The following is a 19,773-nucleotide window of genomic DNA, read 5'->3' as shown; positions in this document are numbered from 1 at the left end:
GCGCCGCCCCGCGTTGTGCGGGGGTCGGTGGGGGGATCAGGGGAAGGAGACCACCGTGGACGGGACGGTGGAGGTGCCCGAGGTGGGGGCCCCGGTGCCGTTGACGACGTGTTCGTACTGGCCGTTGCCGCCCAGTGACACCACGAGCAGGTCGTGGAACCGCACGCCCGGCTTCACCGGCACCTCGAAGCCGTGGTCCTGGCGGATCGTCGGGTCGACGTTGTAGTAGCAGTAGCTGCCCAGGCCCCAGCCCTCGTGGGTGTTCACCGAGTCGGCGACCTTGTACGCCGCGTAGCCCTTGACCGAACCGTTCTGCACGGCGGCCTGGTTGGGGGCGTCGTAGGCCTTCTCGTTCTGGAAGAAGATCGTCCGGCCGCGCTCGCCGTTCCACTCCACGTCGTACTTGTTGAAGTGCTCCACGAACAGGCCGGTGGCCAGCACGTCGTCGCCGTTGACGCGGAACCCGTAGTCGGCGCGGTTGGTCTCCCAGCCGACGCCGTCACCGTGGTCGGCCCGCCAGATCCAGGTGTGGTCGACGATCGTGTCGTGGTTGTTGATCACCATGCCGGCCGTGGCCTTGCCGGGCCCGGCCCCGCCGACGCGGATGAACACGTCCTGCACGGTGGTCGGGTTGGCGGCGTGGTCGGTGGTGGTGCCGGCCGGGCCGACCTCCAGCAGGCTCGGCGAGTTGACCGGGCCCGCGTCGATCAGGAAACCGGCCAGCTTGACCCCGTCCACGTCGGCGACCTTCATCGCCGTCACCCCGTTGTCCGGGATCAGCGTGGCCAGGCCCAGGCCCAGGACCACCGTGTCGGCGCGGTTGACCTGGAGGGTCTGGTTCAGGTGGTAGACGCCGGGGGTGAACAGCAGGTGCAGGCCCTGGGCCAGCGCCTGGTTGATGGTGGCGGCGCTCGCGCCCGGCTTGACCACGTAGAAGCGGTTCAGCGGGATCGAGGTGCCCTGCGGTGCCCCGTTGCCCCAGGACGTGCCCCGGGCGCCCGTGCGCTTCGCCGGGACGAACACCTTGTACTCGGCGCCGTCGAGGTAGAGGAAGGGCTTCTCCCGGGAGACCGGGGTGGTGTCGAGGGTGGTGTACGGCGGGTTGGGGAAGCCCTGTGCGGGTGCGCCCTGGACGCCGGAGAAGACCTGGTTCCAGACGCCGTTGGACCAGCCGCCGATGGAACTGTCCCGCGTGTACCACTGCTGCTGCGAGTAGTTGCCGATCTGACCGTCGATCTTGGAGTCCGCGATGTACCCGCCCGAGGCCCAGCCGTAGCCGTCGGGGGCCAGGTTGAGACCGCCCTTGACGTGCATGCGCCGGAAGGGGGCGGCCTGCGAGACGGCCCAGCGGTCGGTGCCGTTGACGGGGTTGAGCGCCAGGTTCTCGGCCGAACGCCAGAAGTTCTGGGTGGCGTTGCCGTTGAACCAGCCGGCGTCGACGGTCACGTCACCGTTGATGGTGGTGTCGTCCGGGCTCAGGCCGAGGCCCGAGACCGAGGTGTAGAAGCCGATCTGGGCGTTCAGTCCGTTGTAGGTGCCGGGCTTGAAGAGGAACTGGTAGCGGCCGGTACCGAACTGGGCCGATTCCTGCTGGTGGAAGACCTCGTCGAGCCTGGCCTGGATGTTGGGCGTCGAGGGGTCGAAGACGATCACGTTCGGGCCGAGGTCGCCGCCGCCCGGGAGCTGGGGGCCGGTGCCGCCGGCGGTCCCGTAGACCTGGAACTCCCAGAGGGAGTAGCCGTAGCCGGTGGTGCGCTGGGTGCCGTACACCCGCACGTAGCGGGCCGTGCCCGTGATGTCGTGCGTCACGGTGCCACCGGTGGCGTTGGCGGTCGAGTACGCGGTGGACCAGCTGCTGCCGTCGGTGGACAGCTCGACGCGGTACGCCTTGGCGGCCGCGGTCTCCCAGCGCAGGACCACCTGGCTCAGCTGGGCGGGTGCGCCGAGGTCGACCTGTATCCACTGCGGGTCGGCGAACTGGCTGGACCAGCGGGTGCCGTTGTCGCCGTCCACGGCGGCACCGGCCGGGGTGCCGGCGCCCTCCACGCTGGAGGCGGTGGCCGGCTTGCCCTGGGAGAGCAGCGCGGGCGCCGCGGTGGCGGCCGTGGCGGGGAGCAGGGCGAGGAGGGCCGCGACCAGCACGGCGGCGAGCGCCGCGGCGGTGAGCCGCGGCGGGCGATCGGAAAGGAGGGGCATGCGGGGTCACTCCTGACGTGAGGATCCGGGGGGATCGAAGCGTGAGTGAACTGCCCGTGGCCGGGGGCGTCAAGGGGTTGAGCGTTCATGAACTGAAGGTCAGACGGTGTGTCAACTCCCCTTCGGTGCTGTGAACTCGGGGTTTCTTCAATCCTTGTGAAAAGTGTTGACGAAAATTCCCCGTGAGGCTGTACTGACGCCCAGGACGGCTCCGTCCCGCCGTGCCCGCTGGGGCGTGACGGAGCTCGCCACCGCCTTCGGGAAATGACCGTTCCGGGGGCCCGAGGGCGGTGGCGCCTTCGTTGCTTGTCGACAGTCGCTGTCAGTTCGGCGCCGGTCTCCGCTACGGGAGGTCCGGGACCTCGCCGCCCGGGGCCCAGCCCACCGTCACGCCCGCCAGCCCCGCCGACCAGGGCGCCGCGAGGGCCGCGAGGGCGCTGGCGTCCGGCGGGGTGGAGCCCAGGCCGATCGCGTACCGGGCCGTCGTCCCGGTGCGCTCGAACGGGCGGGGCCAGGCGTGCGCGTCCCGGCAGCCCGCGCCGTCGAGGGCGCCGAGCAGGGCCCGCAGGCGCCCCCGGGCCCGGCCCAGCCGCGCCTCGAACTCGGCCGGCGCCTGAGCCCGTACGTCCACCACCGCCCACGCCGCGTGCCGGCGGTGCAGCGGCGGCGCCGACACCAGCCGCCCGAAGCCCGCCGGATCCGCCTCCAGCGCCTCCCAGGCCCCGTACAGCTCCCGCACCAGCAGGTCCCGCAGGCCCTCGCCAACCTGCCCCGTACAGCTGCGCACGGGCGCGGAGGGCGTCAGGACGGTGACGGGATCCGGGGCGAGGCCGGACCGACCGGCCACCACGGCCGCACGCGGGTCATCCGGGTCGAGGGCCACCGGCCGCGTCCAGTCCCAGGCCGCCCACGTACCGAAGAAGTCCAGCAGCAGGGCCCCCGGGGCCAGGTCCCCGGCCTCGCGCACCGTGCGCGCCGCCAGCACCGCCCAGGCCAGCCCCGGCAGCCCGCCGAAGGGCGCCCCGTCCAGACCGCGCGCCCGGGCCCAGGCCTTCACCTCCCGCGCCAGCCGGGCGAACGCGGCGTGGTCCGCCCCCACCGCTTCCCGTACGGCGTCCGCATCGCCCAGCGCGCCGAGCGCCACCGCCGCGGGCCCGTCCGGCTCCGCCCGCGCGTCGGCCCCGACCAGCACCAGGTCCACGTCGAGCCCGGAGACCCGCAGCCGCACCCCCGGCACCCGGGCCCCCGCCACCTCCCGCAGCCGCTCCGCCCCGGGCAGGGCCGCCGCGAGCCGGGCCCGTACCGCACCGCCGTCCGGGGCGCCGGGCAGCACCGCCACGAGGTCGAGGTCGGAGTCCGGCAGGGCGCAGCCCATCCGGCGTGACCCGGCCACCCGGACGAGGGCCCCGGGCAGGGCCGCCGCTATCCGCTCCTCGACCCGGGCGGCGAGCCCCGCCGGGACCGCCGGGGCCGCCTCCGCCGGAGCTCCGGGTGTCCACCGCACCTCGCCCGTACCCAGCGCCACCGTCGCGCGGACCTCCATCGGCCCGTCCCCGCGCCGCGACAGCACGGCCAGCGAGCCCACCGGCACCCGCCGCGCGCCACCGAGCCGGGCCGCGCAGGCACGCAGGTCCCGCTGCGGGTCCGCGCTGCGGCCCAGCGTCAGGTGCGGGGTCCACTCGCCCGCCCGGCCCCGGCAGCCCGGAAACCGGTCGGCCAGGGCCCGCCGCAGCCGCCGCCACGGCGCCCCGCCGTCCTTGCCCGCGGCCGGGTCCAGCCAGAGCGTCGCGTCCTCGCGCCGCCCGAAGGAGTGCACCCCCTCCAGCCGGGCGGTGAACGGCGCCACCCCCGCCGCGGCTTCGGCCAGCAGCGGCAGCGCCCGTTCGAAGTCGGACTCCGGCACGAAGCCGAACAGCAGGTTCACATGGGCGGGCCAGCGGTCCACCTGGGGGTCGTACGCCCGGCGCAGCTCCCCGACCGCCGGGTCCCCGGGGGCCGGCCAGGCCACCGCCGTCCGTGCCGTCGCCGGTACGCCGAGCCGCGCGGGCCCCTCGGCGCCGCCCGGGCCGCCGGCCGGGCCGCCGGCCGCCCCGGGCCCGTAGCCGACGGTCGCCTCCACCCCGAAGTGGTCGGAGACGAACAGCCCTTGTGGGCCGGGCCGTTCGCCCAGCAGCGCGGCCCGCCGCACCCGGGCGCCCTCGGACGGCCGCACCAGGATCCGGTCCAGCCGGGCCGCCCGCCCCGACAGCGAACCGACGGCGGCCAGCGGGTTCACCCCGGGGTCGAAGGTCGGGGTGTCGTCCGCCGGGCCGTGCGCCTCGTTCCAGGCGTCCCGCAGGCCGAGCGCGGCGGCCGGCCCCGCGGCCCCCGACCGGCCGTCGTTGAAGTCGCCGAGCAGCGCGACCTCCGCCCCGACGCCCGCCAGCCCCTCCTGGATCCGGGCCAGTTCGGCCTCCCGGCGGGCGCCGCCGTCCGGCGTGTGGTCGCTGGTCAGGTGCGTCGCCGCGACGACCAGCGGCCCGGCCGCCGTGTCCACGGTGACGGCGGTGAGCGCCTTGTGCGGGCGCAGCGCGTGCACGCCCGCCTCCCGTACCGGCAGCCGGCTCAGGATCAGCAGCCCGTGCTCGGCCACGTCCGGGCCGGCCGGATCGGTGCCCAGCGCGTAGCCGTCCCGTACCCACGGTGCGGCCAACAGCATGGCCAGCAGGGCCGGTTCCACTTCCTGGAGGGCGATGACGTCGGCGTCGGCCGCCGCCAGGGCGGCCAGCAGCAGCGGCCTGCGCCGGGCGGTGGCGATGAGCGGGGCGTCGTAGCGGTCCCACAGCGTGTTCCAGGTCAGCAGCCGGACGGCGTCCGGCGGCTGTCCCCCGGTCCGGGCCCGGTCCGGACGCCAGCCGCCGCCGTCCGAGGGGTCCCAGGCGTGCGGGGTCCGGGCGGTGAAGAAGGGCGGCGCCAGCTGCGGGGCCTGCCGTACCCGCCCGGCGCGCGTCGTGTCGATCAGGTCCGTTCCGGAGGCCCGGTCCCAGACGAGTTCGCCGTCCGCCTCGACGAACAGCACCCGGTGCCAGGGGATGTCCCCGCCCGGTACGAAGGACGGCAGCGGCACCCGCTTGGGGGCGGCCCCGCGCTGGAGCAGCCCCAGCGTGAAGCGCGCGGGATCGAAGCGGGGGTCCCAGCGGACCTGGTGGTAGAGCTGTTCACTGGTGCGCATCAGAGGTCCTCCCCCTCGCCGTCCGCCGGGCCCAGGCCGCCCGCGGTGTCCTCGACGGTTCCGCCCGCACCCACGTAACGGGTGCGGTGCGCCTGCCCCGGGTACGGCGGGGCGAACCGGCGCAGCTGCGCCGCCAGGACGGCCCGCGGTACGGGGTGCGGGCGCACGGCGTTGCGCCGCGCCAGCTCCGCCTCCCCGACCAGCACCACCACCTGGGTCACCAGCGCGTCCCGGCGCCGGGCGACCGCGCCGGCCAGGGCCCGCTGCCGGTCCGTCAGCGAGGTGGCGTCCCACACCACCGTGCCGCCCGCGCGCAGCGCCCGGTCCAGCCGCTCCAGTCCCTCGCGCAGCACCTCGGGGTTGGCCCGCTGGTCGGCGCGCGCTCCCCGTGCGGAGCGCAGCTCGTCGAGGCCGACGTACGCGTCGACGCCCTCCAGGCTCCGCGCGAAGGTGCTCTTGCCGCTGCCCGAAGGGCCGCACAGCTGCACCAGCCGGGGGAAGGAGGCCGGGTCGCGCCAGCGCCAGGTCGCCGCGACGGCTTCCCGGGCGGTGGAGACGGCGCCCCGCCCGAAGGCCTCGCGGGCCTGCGCCCAGCACCGGTCGGCGGCGTCGGCGTCCAGCCCGGCGAGGGCCTCCCGCAAACCGGTGCGCAGCGCGCCCAGGGGGTCGGCGGTGAGCAGCCCCGCGTCCTCGGCGGACAGCGCCGACCACTCCACGCACTCCCGCGCCGCGGCCCCGTCGGCGCCGGGCGGCCCGGGCAGGGCCGCCGCCAGCGCGTGCAGCACGCCGAGGTCGGCCGCCGCCGCCATCCGTACGAGTCCGGCCCGGCGTTCCTCGTCCGGGAAGGGCCTGCGCAGGGCCGGGTACAGGCCGGTCAGGTCCGCGACCCGGCGGGCGGTCCGCATCCCGAGCGGTCCGGCCGCCAGCCGGGCGGCGAGCGCGGCCCGCGGCTCGTGGTGCAGCAGCGCGGCCAGTACGCCGGTCAGCCGGGCGTCCCCGGTGCGGCCGGCGCCGTCGAGGAGGGCCGTGACGTCGGCGACGGCGCGCACGGCGTCGCCGGCCCCGCCCTCGGCCGTGTTCCCGGTCCCGCTCCCGTCGCTCGCGCCGCCGGTGGGGCCGGAGCCGACCGCGCGCAGCAGCCCGGCCGCGTCCGGTTCGGCGCCCGAACGGACCGCCCACAGCGGGGCGTCCGGGCCGAGCCCGTTGGGGACGACGGGGGCGTACATCCAGTGGGTGCCGGTCCGCACGTGGCCGCCGCGCACCCACTTGGCGACGTACCGGCCGAAGTCCTCGTGCCCGAAGCCCGCCACCGTCCGGACGACGTACCCCTCCTGGCGGGAGGTGTCGACGCGCAGCCGGCGCAGCGCGCGTTCGTCGTAGGTCCCGCGCCACAGGACGCGCGGCGCGGGGATCCCGAGGCGGCCGAGGAAGCGCACGGTGCGGTCCCAGTCCAGGCAGTGGTCGCCGTTCCACACCGAGAACCCGTAGAACCAGCTGTCGAGTTCCTCGTAGGCGAGCGAGTGGCGGGCGTAGAGGTTCTCCCCGCACACGCGCACGCCGGCCGGTATGCCGGCGCCGATCCGGCCCTGGAGTCCCTTGACCCAGGCCCGCGAGGGGTGGTGGCCCGAATCGAGGGAGCGGGCGTGCAGGCCGTCCGCGTAGAGCGTGGTGTTCTCCCCGTCGAGCTTCTCGGTGACGACCACCTCGCGCCCGGCCAGCGCCGACGGCCCGCTCGCGCGCACGTCGTCCGGCGTGGCGCCGGGGGACCACGGCAGGTGGGCCGTGCGGGGGTAGTGCGTACGCATGGCCGGGCTCCAGCTCGTGACGGGGGTGCCCGGTCACTCTAGGTATCCGGGCGCCCCGGATCCACCCAATTGGCGGCCGCCCGTCCGGTCAGTGGCACAGGGCGACGATGGCCGGCGAGACCGTGCCGCGCGCGGCCTCGCACAAGGGGGCCATGTCGTACGTGCGCCGCGGCGCGGGCGCGGGACGGGGGGCCGGGCGCCGCACGGGTTCCCGCCCGCGCGGCTTCGCGGCGGGCGCCGGAGCGGCGGCGGGCTTGCGGTGCGTACGGGGCCCGGCGGCGGGCGCGTCGTCCCGCTCCGGCCCGGCCGCGGCCGGGGCCCGCGGGACGGGAGCACCCGGGACCGGGGTCTGCGACGGCGGCGGCAACGGCAGCGGCCCGAGCGGCAGTTCCCGCACCACCGGACGGGCCGGAGCGGACGCGTCCGCCCGGGCGGACGCGGGCACCCGTGCGGGCGCCGCCCGGACGGTCACGCACCCGGTGGCGAGCACCAGCAGCGCGAGCGCCAACGGCACGGAACGGGACGGCGGCAGGACCCGGTGGAACGGCATGCGCCCACCCTGCCGCACCCCGCCCCCACCGCCCGCACCCGCTCACACGGACGGGTGAGCGCCCCGCTGCGCCCCGTACGGACGCCGGCGTCGGCTCCCGGTCCGGACAGCGGGGGAGGGGCGACGCCTCGACGACGCGGCGAGGCGCGGCTCCGGCCGGGCGGAGGCGATGCCGTGTGCTTCGCACCCGTGGACGTCCGGTCGTCACGAGCCCCTCCGCCGTGCGGTGCGGGGTGGCAGGGCCCCGGCCGCGCGCGGGTGCCGAGGAGCGGAGCGCCCGGGGGCCGCGCGCCCACCGCGGCCGGAACCGGGGCGCCGCAGCGCCCGGGGGCCGTCGGCGGTGACGTGGTCGGACCGGCGGTTTTCACACCGCCAGTCCGCACCGCGCACAGTAGCAAGATCGGCATAACCGGGTAATAAGGAGGTATAGGGGCGGCAAAGCGAATCCGGCCGACGATGGGCGCGCCGCCGTAACCCGGGACGGGCGGCCGCTGTTGCACAGCCGGCGGGTCCACCCACGGTGAACGGAGTTCCCATGCCCCAGCTGACCGACGACCCCGAGCGCGCGGGCACCTGGATGACCCCGGAGGAGTACGGGGCCTCCCGCGCCGCCGTCTGGACCGCCGCGGTCGTCCTCGTCACCGACCCCGACGGCCGCGTCCTCGTCCAGAGCGTCGACTACCGCTCCGACCGGCTGCTGCCCGGCGGCGCCGTGGACGCCGGGGAGGCGCCCGCCGCGGCCGCCGCCCGCGAGGTGCGCGAGGAGCTCGGCATCGACGGTCACTACCCGCGCGGGCTCGCCGTCGACTGGATCCCCGCCGACACCCCGGGCTTCCCGCCCGAGATGCGCTTCCCCGGCGAGATCCTGCACGTCTACGACGGCGGCACCTGGACCGCGGACCGGATCGGTTCCGTCCGGCTGCCCGCGCAGGAGATCACCGGCATCGACTTCGCCGAGCCGGCCGACCTGCCCGCCCTGATGGATCCGGGCGACGCCCGCCGCGCCCTGTCCGCCCTGCGGGCCCGCATCAACGGCTCCGGCCCCGCCCTGCTGGAGGACGGGCGCCCCACCAACCCCACCGCCCTGGACCGCCTCGGCGTCCTGCGTACCCGCCGCACCCCGCAGCGCGGCCCCTGGCGCCCCGGCCCCGTCCCCGCGCACCTGCCGGTACGCGAACGCTCCGGATGGCTGTTCGCCCCCGACGGCCGGGTCCTGCTGCTCGTCGCCCGCGCCACCGGCGCCGCACACCTGCCCGCCCCCGCGGCGGAACCCGCCACGGGGGCGGTCCCGCTCGGGTACCGGTACGCCGACGGGGCCGCGGCGGCCCGCACCGCGGCCCGGCTCACGGCGGTGTCCCCGGCCGCGGACCCGGCGTACGCACGCCTGCTGGCCACCCCCGAACAGGTCCGCGAGCTCAGCGACTGGGGCCCGGCCGGCCGCGCGGAGCTCGCCGCCGTGCACGCGGCCCGCGCCCACCTCTGCCTCCCGGCCCCGCCCCGGACCCCGCCCACGGAACTCCCCGGACAGGGCCTGCGCTGGTGACGCCCCCGCCGCAATCCCGCGTCCGCGCCGGCCGGTCCCGCAGCATGGGGGGCATGACCGACACCGTGATCGACTACACCCTCTACGTCCAGGCCGATCCCGCCCGGGTGTGGCAGGCCCTGACCGAGCCGGCCCTCACCCGCCGCTACTGGGGCCTCGGCTTCGAGACGGACTGGGCGGTGGGCTCGCGCATGGACTGGGTCGAGCGGGGCGCCCGCACCAGCGACCCCGCCCAGGTGGTCCTGGGCTGCGTACCGGACCGCCTGCTCTCCTACACCTGGCACACCTTCACCCCCCAGTGGGCCGCCGCCGCGGGCGTCACGGAAGAGCTCCGGGCCGAGCTGGCGGCCGAACCGCGCACGACGGTGACGTACGAGATCGAGCCGGTGGGCGACACCCTCGCCCGGCTGACCATCCGGCACGAGGGATTCCGGCCCGGCGGCACCCTCATCGGGATGTGCGCCCGGGCCTGGCCGATGCTCGCCTCCAGTCTCAAGACCCTGCTGGAGACCGGCGCCCCGCTGCCGGATCCGGGACACGAGCCCCACCAGGGCCCGGGGGCGCATCCCGGCTGACGTCCCGCGCGGCCGGAGGGGCCGGGGCCGTCCGGCCGGGGCAGCGCGCGGTGGATGTGATCATGAATGAGTGCCGCACGGCATCGAACGGGAGCGCTGACATGACCTTTGATCACCACCGCGTCGTCATCACCGCGGCAGGGCGGGACTTCGGCCGGACGCTGGCCCTGAGCTTCGCCGCGCGGGGTGCCGAGGTCCACCTCTCCGCCCGCAGCCTGGAAGCCGCCGAACGGGTGCGCGGCGAAATAGCCGCACGGGGCCACGACGCCACCCGCGTCCACGCCTACGCCTGCGACCTGACGGACCCGGCGTCCGTGCGGGACTTCGCCGCCTCGGTCGGCGCCCGCACCGGGCACGTCGACGTCCTGGTCAACAACGGGGCCCGCTACCAGCACGGGACGGACCTGCTGTCCGCCTCCGACGAGGACGTCGTGGAGACCCTCGCCGCCGGTGCCACCGGCACCGTCCTGGCGACCAAGGCCTTCCTCCCCCTCCTGCTGAACTCCGGGAAGCCCGACATCGTGACCATGGTCTCCGGCTGCGGGGAGAAGGGGAACCAGCGCTCCGACGCGCACGACTCCTTCTACGCGGCCAAGAGCGCCCAGGCCGGATTCACCGAGGTCCTCTCCCGTCGGCTCCGGGGCGATGGCGTCCGCGTGATCTCCCTCTACCCGCCGGACTTCGACAACCACGACCCGCTGTCGCCGCAGTGGGAGGGCGCCCCGCGCACCGCCAAGGACCCGCTCACCGCCCAGTCGCTGGTGGACTGCGTGTTCTTCGCGATCGGCCAGCCCCGCGACTGCTTCATCAAGTCGTTCCACTTCGAGCAGGTCTGACCGCCGCCGCCGGTCCGGGCACCCCGGGGCACCCCCCGTTCACCCGGATCGTGTGGAATGGGACCCATGGGGAGACGCGATCACCAGACGAGCCGGACGCCGGGGAGCGGCCCGGCGTACCCGGCGGCGGCAGCGCGCGCCGACCGCGAGCAGGCCTCCCGCCGGCCCGACCGGCCCGCGGTCCGGCCCGTGCCGGCCCCGCTGCCCGTTCCCGCGGTGCCCGCGGACAGCGGCGCGCCCGGGCGGTGGCGCTACGCCCTCCACCTCGACCGGCTGGCCGCGGTCGCGGCCGCGCCCGGGGCCGCCGGGCGGGCGGGGGAGGCCGCGGCGGTGGCCGCCGTCCTGCGCGATCCGGACCCGGTGATGGCCGAGAGCGCCGTGGTCACCCACCTCGACCGGCGCGCCGCGGGCCTGCCGCCCGGGACCGAGTTCCCCGACTGGGCCCGCGCCCTGCACCCCGTACTCGCGGACCACGCCTTCCCGGCCCGCCGGCTGCGCGAGTGGACCCTGCTCAAGGCCGTCGCGGCGGGCGGGCCCTGGTCCCCGGCGGAACTCACCGCCGCCTCCGACTGGTGCCAGCACACCGCGGCGAGCTCCCTCGACGCCCCGGAGGCACTGGTGCTGCTCGCCTCTCGCGCACGCACCCGTCGCGTGCGCAACACGGCTGCCCAGCGGCTGCGCAGACGGGCCGCGTGAAACCCGTACGGGGTGTTGCCCCGCCCCGTACCCGGCCGCACACTCACCCTCAGGCACCTGTCACCGGGGGGTACACATGTGGCCGATCGTCCTGTTCGCTCCCGCCGCCCTGCTCCTGGGGGCGGCTTGCGCCCGCCGGGTCCTGACCTACCGGCGGATGGCGGCGCCACCCGTGCGCACGCCCCGGCCGCCCGGCCGCCCGCTGACGGCGTACGAGGCCGCCTACCTGAGGGACGGCCGCGAGGCCGTCGCCGAGACGGCGATGGCGGTGCTCCACCTCGCCGGCCGCCTCCCGGTCGTGGACGAGTACCGGCTCGCCGCGACCGGACCGCAGCCGCACGAGGACGTACAGGCGGCGGTCCTGATCGCGAAGGGCGGCGGTGAAAGCCGCGACGCCCGGGTGATCCGCTTGGGCGTCGCCGCCTCGCCCGCCGTCCACCGGGTCGCCGCCCGGCTGGTCGCGCAGGGTCTGGCCACCGACGTGGCGCTCGCCGGCCGGGTCGGGCGGACCGAGACCGACGAGGTCGCCGCGGCCGTGCTCGCGGGCTGTGCGGGAGCCGGCGCCGTCGTGTGGTCCGTCCAGGCGGGCGACGGCCCGGCCCGGCCGGCCGTCGCGTTCGCCCTGCTGCTGGGCTGCTGGGCCGTGGCGCGCGCGAAGCGTCCCCGCCGCTTCGCCCTGGGCCACGGCACCCGCGAGGGGCGCGCGCTGTACCGGGCGACGAGGGAGGACGACAGCTGGGAGCCGCGCCCGGCCTGGTCCGTGCAACTCCCCTCCGGGAACAGGGCGGACGTCGCGGCGGTCAGCCTGCAGGGGCTCGACGGCTCCGGCCGCCTGCCCGAGCTGACCCACGCCCTGGCCGGCCCGCCGCCGCCCGTACGCACGGCGACCGCCGGGACGGCCACCACCCCGCACGTCTCGGACCCGCCCGGCCTGGGCGGCGTCGGGTGCGGAGGCGGCTGCGGCGGGTGCGGAGGATGCGGAGGGGGCCTGTGAGACCGGCCGGATCGGGGCGGACCGGGACCGGGGGAACCGGAGGGCGTAGTGCCGAGAGGGTCGCCATAAGGCCGCCGGGCAGTTTATCTTCTCCGTACCTGGCCGGGTATCAGCGTTGAACCGATGCCATTCCGCTGGAGGATGACTCTCCGTGCAGCATGTTTCACAGGCTTCCGCCACCACCCCCGACGCGGAGCCCGCACCGCCCGAGCCCCGCGCGTTCAGCGAGGTCAAGGGGTGGTTCTCGGCGTACGACCAGGTCCTCTTCGACTGGTTCCTGACCCGCCAGAACGAAGCCCGCTCCCCGGGCTCCCCGGGCGACATCCTCGAACTGGGCGCGTTCATGGGCAAGAGCGCGATCTTCCTCGCCCAATACCTCCGGGAGGGCGAGGAGTTCACGATCTGCGACCTCTTCGACTCGCCCGCGCCCGACGACTTCAACCTGGCGGAGATGAAGGACTCCTACCCGACGCTCACCCGGCGCGGGTTCGAGACGAACTACCTGGCCTTCCACCCGGCCCTGCCGACCGTCATCCAGGCCCCGACCGCGGTGGTGGCGGACCGGGTGCGCCCCGGCAGCTGCCGCTTCGTGCACGTCGACGCCTCCCACCTGCACGAGCACGTGGTCCAGGACATCGCCTCCTCGCGCACCGTCGCCGCCCCCGACGCCGTCGTCGTCTTCGACGACTACCGCTCCGCCCACTGCCCCGGCGTCGCCGCCGCCGTCTGGGCGGCGGTGGCCACCGGGGGACTGCGCGTGATCGCCGTGTCCGCTTCGAAGCTGTACGCGACCTGGGGCGACCCGGCACCCCACCAGGCGGCCCTGCTCGGCTGGCTGGAGGGCCGGACCGACCTGTGGCACGGCGTGGACGTGGTGGCCGGAAACCCGCTGGTGCGCATCGGTGACGAAGGGGTGACGGCGCCCGCCGCGCCACGGCTGCTGCGCCCGCCCGCCGAGCCCGCCGCGGCCCCGGCGCCCGCCCCCGAACCGCCCGCCCCGAAGCCGGCCCGCTGGCGCCGGCTGGCCAAGGACCTGCTGCCGCCGCTGGTCACCCGGGCGATCGTGGCCCGGAGCCGCCGCCGGGCCTGAGCGGCGGACACCCGCGACGCGCACGGCGCCGGCCCCCACCCGGGGAACCGGCGCCGTACGCGTCGTCCGTCAGGGGGTGAGGCCCTTGCGGACCCGGGCCGCACGCCGGGCCTCGGCCGCCTGGCGCGCCTCGATGGTCTTGCGGGACTCCTTGCCCTTGCCGGGCCGCCCCGGACGGGTGCCGATGCCGCGGAACCCGAGTTCCGAGCCGCTCGGCCGGCCCTTCGCGTCGGTCGGCGCGGCCCCGGCCAGCGGGACGCCCGAGGGCGCCTTGGCGCCGGTGATCCGGCTCAGCGCCGCCTCGCCCGAGCGCACCTGGGTGATGGTCGGCCGGATCTTCGCGTCGGCCATCAGGCGCGTGATGTCGCGCCGCTGGTTGGGCGTGATCAGCGTGACGACCTTGCCGGACTCCCCGGCCCGGGCGGTGCGGCCACCGCGGTGCAGGTAGTCCTTGCTGTCGGCGGGCGGGTCCACGTTGACCACGAGGTCGAGGTCGTCGATGTGGATGCCGCGAGCCGCCACGTTCGTCGCGACGAGGACGGTGACCAGGCCGTCCTTGAACTGCCCCAGGGTCCGGGTGCGCTGCGGCTGGGACTTGCCGCTGTGCAGGCCCTCCGCCCGTACGCCCATGGCCCGCAGGTGCTTCACGAACTGGTCCACTCCGTGCTTGGTGTCCAGGAACATCAGCACCCGGCCCTCGCGCGCGGCGATCTCGGTCGCCGCCGAGACCTTGTCCGCCGCGTGGATGTGCAGGACGTGGTGGTCCATCGTGCCGACCGAGGCGGACTGCGGGTCCACGGAGTGCGAGACCGGGTCCTTCAGGTAGCGGCGCACGAGCTGGTCCACGTTGCGGTCCAGGGTGGCCGAGAACAGCATCCGCTGCCCCGCGTGGTGGACCTGGTCCAGGATCTCGGTGACCTGGGGCATGAACCCGAGGTCGCACATCTGGTCCGCCTCGTCCAGCACCGTGATCTTGACCCGCTCCAGGTGCACGTCACGCCGCCCGACCAGGTCGCTCAGCCGGCCCGGGGTGGCGATGACGACCTCCACGCCGGTCCGCAGCGCGCCCGTCTGGCGGCCGATCGACAGCCCGCCGACGACGGTGGCCATGCGCAGTTTCAGCGCCCGGGCGTACGGGTCCAGCGCCTCGGTCACCTGCTGCGCCAGCTCGCGCGTGGGGACGAGGACCAGCGCCAGCGGCCGCTTCGGATCGGCCTGCTGCCCCGCCGTGCGGGCGAGCAGGGCCAGGCCGAAGGCGAGCGTCTTGCCGGAGCCGGTGCGGCCGCGGCCGAGGACGTCGCGGCCCGCCAGGGAGTTGGGCAGGGTCGCGGCCTGGATCGGGAACGGCGCGCGCACCTCCTGCGCGGCCAGGGTCGTCACCAGCTCTGGGGGCAGGTCCAGCTCCTCGAACGCCGCGACCGGCGGCAGCGCCGGGGTGGTCGTCGCGGGCATGGCGAACTCGCCCTGCGGCCCGAGGGTCCGCGGCGTCTTGCCGGAGCCCTTGGCCCCGGACTTGGAGCCTGCCTTCGCTCCGGCCTTGATGCCGAAACGCCCATGAGGTGACGGGTTCTTCATGCAGAACCTTCCGTGAGGAGTGCGCACGCGGAACGCGGACACGGGTGGTGAACGGCGACGAGCCGGGGCCCGTACCCCTCGGTACGGCCCCGGCTCGTCGTACGTGTCCGCACCGGGCGAAGGCGCCCCGCGCTTCAAGTTTCCCGCCCATTTTACCAGTCGGAGACGGTGCCTCCGGGGCGGTGCCTACGGGGCGGCGGAGCCCAGCTCGCCGGACCGCACCCGGGCCAGGTGGGCCCGCATCTCGCCCGTCGCCCGGTCGAACCAGTCGGCGATGACGGCGATCTCGTCGGGGGAGTACGTGGCGAAGAGGGCGCCCAGTCGGGCGTAGAAGGGCTCGTAGACGGCGAAGACGCGGACGGCGGCGGCCGGGTCGGCCACCACCCGCACGCGGCGCCGGTCGGCCGGATCCGGCTGCCGGTGCGCGTACCCGGCGCGTTCGAGCCGGTTGAGCACACCGGTGACGGCGCCGGTGGTCAGGTTGGTCAGTCCGGCGAGGTCGCCGGCGGCGAGCGGGCTCTCCCCGGCGCCCAGGATGTGGCCCAGGCAGGTGAGGTCGGTGACGTTCAGCCCGAGCAGCTGCGCCACCTCCTGCTGGCCGATCAGGCCGAGGGCCACGTACTGGTCCATGCGCGAGATCGCCTCCGCGGCCGTGGCCGGGGGGCGGGACTTGCCCTGCAACCGAATACTCCTTAGCATCTAAGTTACTTAGCTCGTGAGATAAAAGATCCTTCTCCGAGCGTACTGCCGACCACCCCTCCAGGGAGAACCATGAGCGCGCACGGTCACGTCGACCTCGGCCACACCGTCGCCGGCTGGACCGGCACCACCCTCGCCCTGCTGGGCTGTGCCGGAGCGGGCGCCGCCGTGTGCGCCGCCTGGACCCCGGGCGTCTGGCTCGGCCTCGGGCTGGTCCTCGCGGCGGGGGTGGTCACCTGGCTGCTCCACCTCGCCGGCTGGGGCAAGCCGACGGGGCCGCGCCCCGAAGCCGAGTGGGACTGGCGGGTCCGGGACGCGGGGGCCCGTACGGGGCACGCGGACTGCCTGGGCTGCCGGGCGGGCGGTCCGCGGCGGGCCGCGGTCGCGGCTCCGGCCGGTCGGCCCGCCGTCCACCGGTCCGCCCCCGACGGCGGCGCCTGAGCGCCCCGCCGCCCCGGTTGGCCGCGCTCGGAGTGTGGCGGGCGGGCCGGTTGGGCAGGATCGAGACGGCCGCACGTGCGGCCCGAGTGGAACGTTGTGAAGGATCAGCCAGATGGCAACAGGCACCGTGAAGTGGTTCAACTCGGAGAAGGGCTTCGGCTTCATCCAGCAGGACGACGGCGGCCCCGACGTGTTCGTGCACTTCTCCGCGATCCAGACGACCGGCTTCAAGGAGCTGGCGGAGGGCGCGAAGGTCGAGTACGACGTCACCCAGGGGCCCAAGGGGCCCCAGGCGGAGCAGGTGGTTCCGATCTCCTAGCGCCGCTTCACGAGCCCGGCCCGTGAGAGGAGCCCCCGTCGGTCATCCGGCGGGGGCTCCCGCGCGGTGCAGGGCCAGCAGCAGGGGCCAGATCCGCTCCGCGAGCCCCTCGGGGCCGGCCGGGATCAGGCCGTGCAGCCAGTCCGCGAGCACGCCGGTGAAGGCCGCCGCCACCGCCGAGGCCACCAGGTCCGCGTTCGGTGCGCCGGCCGCCAGCCGTTCGGCGCGGGCCCGGGCGCGCAGCTCCCGGTGCAGGCGCTCGCCCAGCGGGCCGCCACCGCCCGGCGGCAGCAGGGTCCGGTAGAGGGCGCCGTGACCCGCCGCGCCGGCGAGGAAGCCGGCGAGGGCGGCCGGGGGACGCGCCGGCGGGAGCGCCGCCGGGCCGGTCTGCCAGGCGTGCAGGGCGTCGACCGCCGCGTGCACGACGTCCGCGCAGGCGTCGACGGCCAGCGCGGGCAGGTCCTCGTAATGCAGGTAGAAGGTGGCCCGGCCGACACCCGCCCGGCGCACCACGGCCGAGACGCTGACCTCGGCGAGCCCGGGTCCCCCCGCGCACTCGGCGAGCAGTGCCGTGCGCAGCCGCGCCTTGGTGCGGGTGGTGCGCGGGTCCGCCGCACGGGGCGCGGCGGACGGCGTGGTGCCGGGCGGAGGACCGGCGGGGGTGCCGACGGGGGTGCCGGCGGGGGCGTCGTCGGCGTTCACGCGGCGAGGAGCGCGGCGCCCAGGGCGAGCGCGCTGGGCAGGGCCTGGGCGAACAGGATCCGGCGGTTCGCGGTGGCGGCGCCGTACAGCCCCGCGACGATCACGCAGATCAGGAAGAAGACCTGGGTGGCGAGGGCGCCGGTGGCCAGCCCCCACACCAGGCCCGCGGCCAGGAAGCCGTTGTAGAGCCCCTGGTTGGCGGCGAGCGGCGCCGTCAGGCGGGCGGTGTCCGCGTCGAACCCGGACAGGGCCCGCCCCGGCGGCCGCTGCCACAGGAACATCTCCAGCACCAGGAAGTACAGGTGGAGCGCGGCGACGAGGCCGATCAGTATCCGAGCGACCGTGTCCACGGCCACCCCCCTCTCCTCGCGTGATCCGGAACGGATCCGATTTCCTGGACAACTGTACAGGAAGTCGGATCACGGTCGACGGGTGCCGGGAGTGGGGGAGGCGGCGGGGGAGTCAGCCCTCCTTCACGGTGATCGCCGAGACGGGGCAGGCCCGGGCGGCCTCCCGGACCAGCGGGCTGCCGTGGCCGTCCTCACGTCCCGGGAGCACCTCGCTGAGGCCGTCGTCGTCCTGGGTGAACACCTGGGGCGCGGTCAGCGCGCACTGGCCGGCGCCGATGCAGACGTCGTGGTCGACGGAGATCCGCACGCCGCTCACCAGGCCACGGGGAGTTCGAGCATGCCCTGGATGGTGTCCCCGGGCTTGAAGGGGATCTCGTCCGGTTCGGCCGCCAGCCGCAGGCCCGGCAGCCGCCGGAAGAGGGTGTCCAGGGCGATCTCCATCTCGGCGCGGGCCAGGTTCTGGCCCAGGCACTGGTGGATGCCGAAGCCGAAGGCCAGGTGGTGGCGGGTGGGCCGGTTCCAGTCGAGCGAGTCCGGCTCGGCGAAGACCGCCTCGTCGCGGTTGATGACGGAGGTGGAGAAGACCACCCCGTCGCCCGGGCGGATCGTCGCGCCGCCGATCACGATCTCCTCGGTGGCCAGCCGCAGCATGCCGTCGGCGATCGACAGGAAGCGCATCAGCTCCTCCACCGCCTCGGACATCAAGGAGGGGTCGGCGCGCAACTCGGCCAGCTGCCCGGGGTGGCGCAGCAGGGTGAAGGTGCCGAGGGAGATCATGTTCGCCGTGGTCTCGTGGCCCGCGATCAGCAGGATCAGGGCCAGGGCGACCAGTTCCTCCACGTCGGTATCGCCGGTTTCCAGGCGGGTGGCGATCAGTTCGTCCAGGAGCCCCTCGCCCGGGGCGGTGCGCTTGCGCCGGATCAGGGCCTCCAGGTAGGCGTCCAGGCGGTTGCGGGCATCCTCGACGTCGGTGGACTCGGGGCCGCGCAGCAGCCGCCGCGACTGCTCCTCGAAGAACTCGTGGTCCGCGTAGGGCACGCCCAGCAGGGCGCAGATCACCATCGACGGGACCGGCAGGGCGAAGGAGCCGACGAGCTCGGCCCGCGGGCCCCGCGCCACCATCTCGTCGATCAGCCGGTCCACGGTCTGCTGGATCTGCGGCCGCAGGGCCGCCATGCGCTTGACCGAGAAGCTCGGGATCAGCATCCGGCGCTGCCGGTTGTGCTCGGGGTCGTCCACGCCGAGCAGGGCGGTGCGACGGCCCGTCTGGCCCTTGAAGCGGCGGGTGGGCGTGGGGAAGTCCTCCTTGGTGCGGTCGCTGGACAGCCGCCCGTCGGAGAGCAGGGCGCGCGCCTCGGCGTGGCCGGTGACGACCCACACGGAGCGGCCGTCGAAGAGGGTGACCCGGGAGAGGGGGCGGCTCTCCCGCAGGGGCCGGTACGCGGCCGGCGGGTGGTAGGGGCAGGTGCGGTCCTGGGGGAAGGCGACGGCACCGGACATGGCATCGGACATGGCCTCGGTCATGGAAAGCAACACCTCGCAAGCGATGGTTCCGTTCACGCCGGACTCCATTACATGCCTAAGGCACCTATCTCATCCATGCCAGTTTCGGCCAGTCTGCCCGAGTTCACCCGGGCGCGCGTTCCGGGCCCCGCAGGGGGAGCGGGCTCAGAGGTGGCCGTCGAGGAACGTCCGGAATTCCTCCCCCGTCAGCGGGCCGGCGTGCGTCGCGACCGCCTCGCCGGACCGGATCAGCACCACGGTGGGCGCGCCGGTCACCTCGTAGCGGCGGGTGGTGGCCGGGCAGCGGGTGATGTCCGTACGGACGGCCGTCAGCCGGCTCCCGTACTCCGTCAGCAGCTCCGCGACGACGGCGTCCATCGCCGCGCACGCCGCGGCGGCCTTGGGCCAGCTGCCGGTGAAGTAGGCGAGGACCGGCCCCGGCGCCAAACCGGCGATGAAGTCGAATTCCTGGTCCTCCAGCGGCCGGTGTGCCCGACTGGTCATGGGTGGTGCTCCTCGGTTCCGTGTCCGTCGTGACCGCCAGCGTAGGTGGTTGCGACAAACCGCGCGCCGCCGCAGGCCGCGCGGGCCGGGACCGGCCGGTGGATGCTCCAGGATGCGCTCCGGGCCATGGGGCAGCTGCGGGTTCTCCTGTAGGTTTCGCACGGCATTTACGGCGAACCAGGCT

The 19,773-nt window shown here is 75.6% G+C and carries 19 protein-coding genes; 8 read left to right on the top strand and 11 right to left on the bottom strand.

The annotated features are described in order from the left end of the window. Positions 1-36: 36 nt before the first annotated feature. The 4 genes from ACGFXC_RS07580 to ACGFXC_RS07565 form a co-directional block, all read right to left on the bottom strand. Complete coding sequence (locus ACGFXC_RS07580) at positions 37-2,196, bottom strand: discoidin domain-containing protein (protein ID WP_393710476.1); 2,160 nt, start codon at positions 2,194-2,196, stop codon at positions 37-39. A gap of 343 nt (positions 2,197-2,539) precedes the next feature. Next, on the bottom strand, positions 2,540-5,407 hold the full coding sequence (locus ACGFXC_RS07575) for a poly(A) polymerase (protein WP_393710474.1): 2,868 nt from the start codon (positions 5,405-5,407) through the stop codon (positions 2,540-2,542). Next, a complete protein-coding gene (locus tag ACGFXC_RS07570) occupies positions 5,407-7,212 on the bottom strand; it encodes an RNA ligase family protein (RefSeq protein ID WP_393710473.1) in 1,806 nt (601 codons plus the stop codon). Before ACGFXC_RS07570 ends, ACGFXC_RS07575 begins: the two co-directional genes overlap by 1 nt. Before the next feature lie 88 nt (positions 7,213-7,300). Next, on the bottom strand, positions 7,301-7,762 hold the full coding sequence (locus ACGFXC_RS07565) for a hypothetical protein (protein WP_393710471.1): 462 nt from the start codon (positions 7,760-7,762) through the stop codon (positions 7,301-7,303). 535 nt (positions 7,763-8,297) lie between these two features. Here ACGFXC_RS07565 and ACGFXC_RS07560 point away from each other — a divergent pair. The 6 genes from ACGFXC_RS07560 (at position 8,298) to ACGFXC_RS07535 (ending at position 13,496) form a co-directional block, all read left to right on the top strand. After that, positions 8,298-9,305 carry an NUDIX domain-containing protein gene (locus tag ACGFXC_RS07560; RefSeq protein WP_393710470.1) on the top strand — a complete coding sequence of 336 codons (1,008 nt, stop codon included), beginning with the start codon at positions 8,298-8,300 and terminating at the stop codon, positions 9,303-9,305. A gap of 53 nt (positions 9,306-9,358) precedes the next feature. After that, complete coding sequence (locus tag ACGFXC_RS07555) at positions 9,359-9,880, top strand: SRPBCC domain-containing protein (protein WP_393710468.1); 522 nt, start codon at positions 9,359-9,361, stop codon at positions 9,878-9,880. A gap of 101 nt (positions 9,881-9,981) precedes the next feature. After that, positions 9,982-10,716 (top strand): SDR family oxidoreductase, encoded by a 735-nt coding sequence (locus tag ACGFXC_RS07550; RefSeq protein ID WP_393710466.1) that lies wholly within the window; start codon positions 9,982-9,984, stop codon positions 10,714-10,716. A gap of 66 nt (positions 10,717-10,782) precedes the next feature. After that, positions 10,783-11,412, top strand: coding sequence for a hypothetical protein (locus ACGFXC_RS07545; protein ID WP_393710464.1), 630 nt, complete (start codon positions 10,783-10,785; stop codon positions 11,410-11,412). Positions 11,413-11,488: 76 nt separating this feature from the next. Further along, positions 11,489-12,406, top strand: coding sequence for a TIGR04222 domain-containing membrane protein (locus ACGFXC_RS07540; protein ID WP_393710462.1), 918 nt, complete (start codon positions 11,489-11,491; stop codon positions 12,404-12,406). A 151-nt stretch (positions 12,407-12,557) separates the two neighbouring features. Next, positions 12,558-13,496, top strand: coding sequence for a class I SAM-dependent methyltransferase (locus tag ACGFXC_RS07535; RefSeq protein ID WP_393710460.1), 939 nt, complete (start codon positions 12,558-12,560; stop codon positions 13,494-13,496). 69 nt (positions 13,497-13,565) lie between these two features. Here the strand turns inward: ACGFXC_RS07535 and ACGFXC_RS07530 are convergent, their stop codons facing one another. Together ACGFXC_RS07530 and ACGFXC_RS07525 are read right to left on the bottom strand one after the other, a co-directional pair. Further along, positions 13,566-15,071 carry a DEAD/DEAH box helicase gene (locus tag ACGFXC_RS07530; RefSeq protein WP_393710458.1) on the bottom strand — a complete coding sequence of 502 codons (1,506 nt, stop codon included), beginning with the start codon at positions 15,069-15,071 and terminating at the stop codon, positions 13,566-13,568. A gap of 186 nt (positions 15,072-15,257) precedes the next feature. Further along, positions 15,258-15,752 carry a MarR family winged helix-turn-helix transcriptional regulator gene (locus ACGFXC_RS07525; protein ID WP_393710456.1) on the bottom strand — a complete coding sequence of 165 codons (495 nt, stop codon included), beginning with the start codon at positions 15,750-15,752 and terminating at the stop codon, positions 15,258-15,260. A 90-nt stretch (positions 15,753-15,842) separates the two neighbouring features. Here ACGFXC_RS07525 and ACGFXC_RS07520 point away from each other — a divergent pair, with 90 nt between their 5' ends. Then, a complete protein-coding gene (locus ACGFXC_RS07520) occupies positions 15,843-16,211 on the top strand; it encodes an HGxxPAAW family protein (protein ID WP_393710455.1) in 369 nt (122 codons plus the stop codon). 112 nt (positions 16,212-16,323) lie between these two features. Next, positions 16,324-16,530 carry a cold-shock protein gene (locus ACGFXC_RS07515; RefSeq protein ID WP_393710453.1) on the top strand — a complete coding sequence of 69 codons (207 nt, stop codon included), beginning with the start codon at positions 16,324-16,326 and terminating at the stop codon, positions 16,528-16,530. A 42-nt stretch (positions 16,531-16,572) separates the two neighbouring features. On the opposite strand, the gene ACGFXC_RS07510 is transcribed toward ACGFXC_RS07515, so the two are convergent. The 5 genes from ACGFXC_RS07510 to ACGFXC_RS07490 all read right to left on the bottom strand — a co-directional run bounded on the left by ACGFXC_RS07510 (position 16,573) and on the right by ACGFXC_RS07490 (position 19,589). Continuing rightward, positions 16,573-17,109, bottom strand: coding sequence for a TetR family transcriptional regulator (locus ACGFXC_RS07510; protein WP_393710930.1), 537 nt, complete (start codon positions 17,107-17,109; stop codon positions 16,573-16,575). 119 nt (positions 17,110-17,228) lie between these two features. Further along, entirely contained in the window at positions 17,229-17,582 is a 354-nt protein-coding gene (locus ACGFXC_RS07505; protein ID WP_393710451.1) for a DUF1304 domain-containing protein, read from the bottom strand. 112 nt (positions 17,583-17,694) lie between these two features. After that, a complete protein-coding gene (locus tag ACGFXC_RS07500) occupies positions 17,695-17,889 on the bottom strand; it encodes a ferredoxin (protein WP_393710450.1) in 195 nt (64 codons plus the stop codon). A gap of 5 nt (positions 17,890-17,894) precedes the next feature. Next, positions 17,895-19,106: a cytochrome P450 gene (locus tag ACGFXC_RS07495; protein WP_393710448.1), complete on the bottom strand. Its 1,212-nt coding sequence runs from the start codon at positions 19,104-19,106 to the stop codon at positions 17,895-17,897. A 144-nt stretch (positions 19,107-19,250) separates the two neighbouring features. Beyond that, on the bottom strand, positions 19,251-19,589 hold the full coding sequence (locus ACGFXC_RS07490; protein WP_393710446.1) for a thioredoxin family protein: 339 nt from the start codon (positions 19,587-19,589) through the stop codon (positions 19,251-19,253). Between the last annotated feature and the right edge of the window lie 184 nt (positions 19,590-19,773).

Origin of the sequence: Streptomyces sp. NPDC048507, from assembly GCF_043199995.1 — a bacterium.
In the GTDB taxonomy this organism is placed as follows: Bacteria; Actinomycetota; Actinomycetes; order Streptomycetales; family Streptomycetaceae; genus Streptomyces.
The sequence above is the reverse complement of the archived record's forward strand: the minus strand, read 5'-3'. Positions and strand labels throughout refer to the sequence as shown.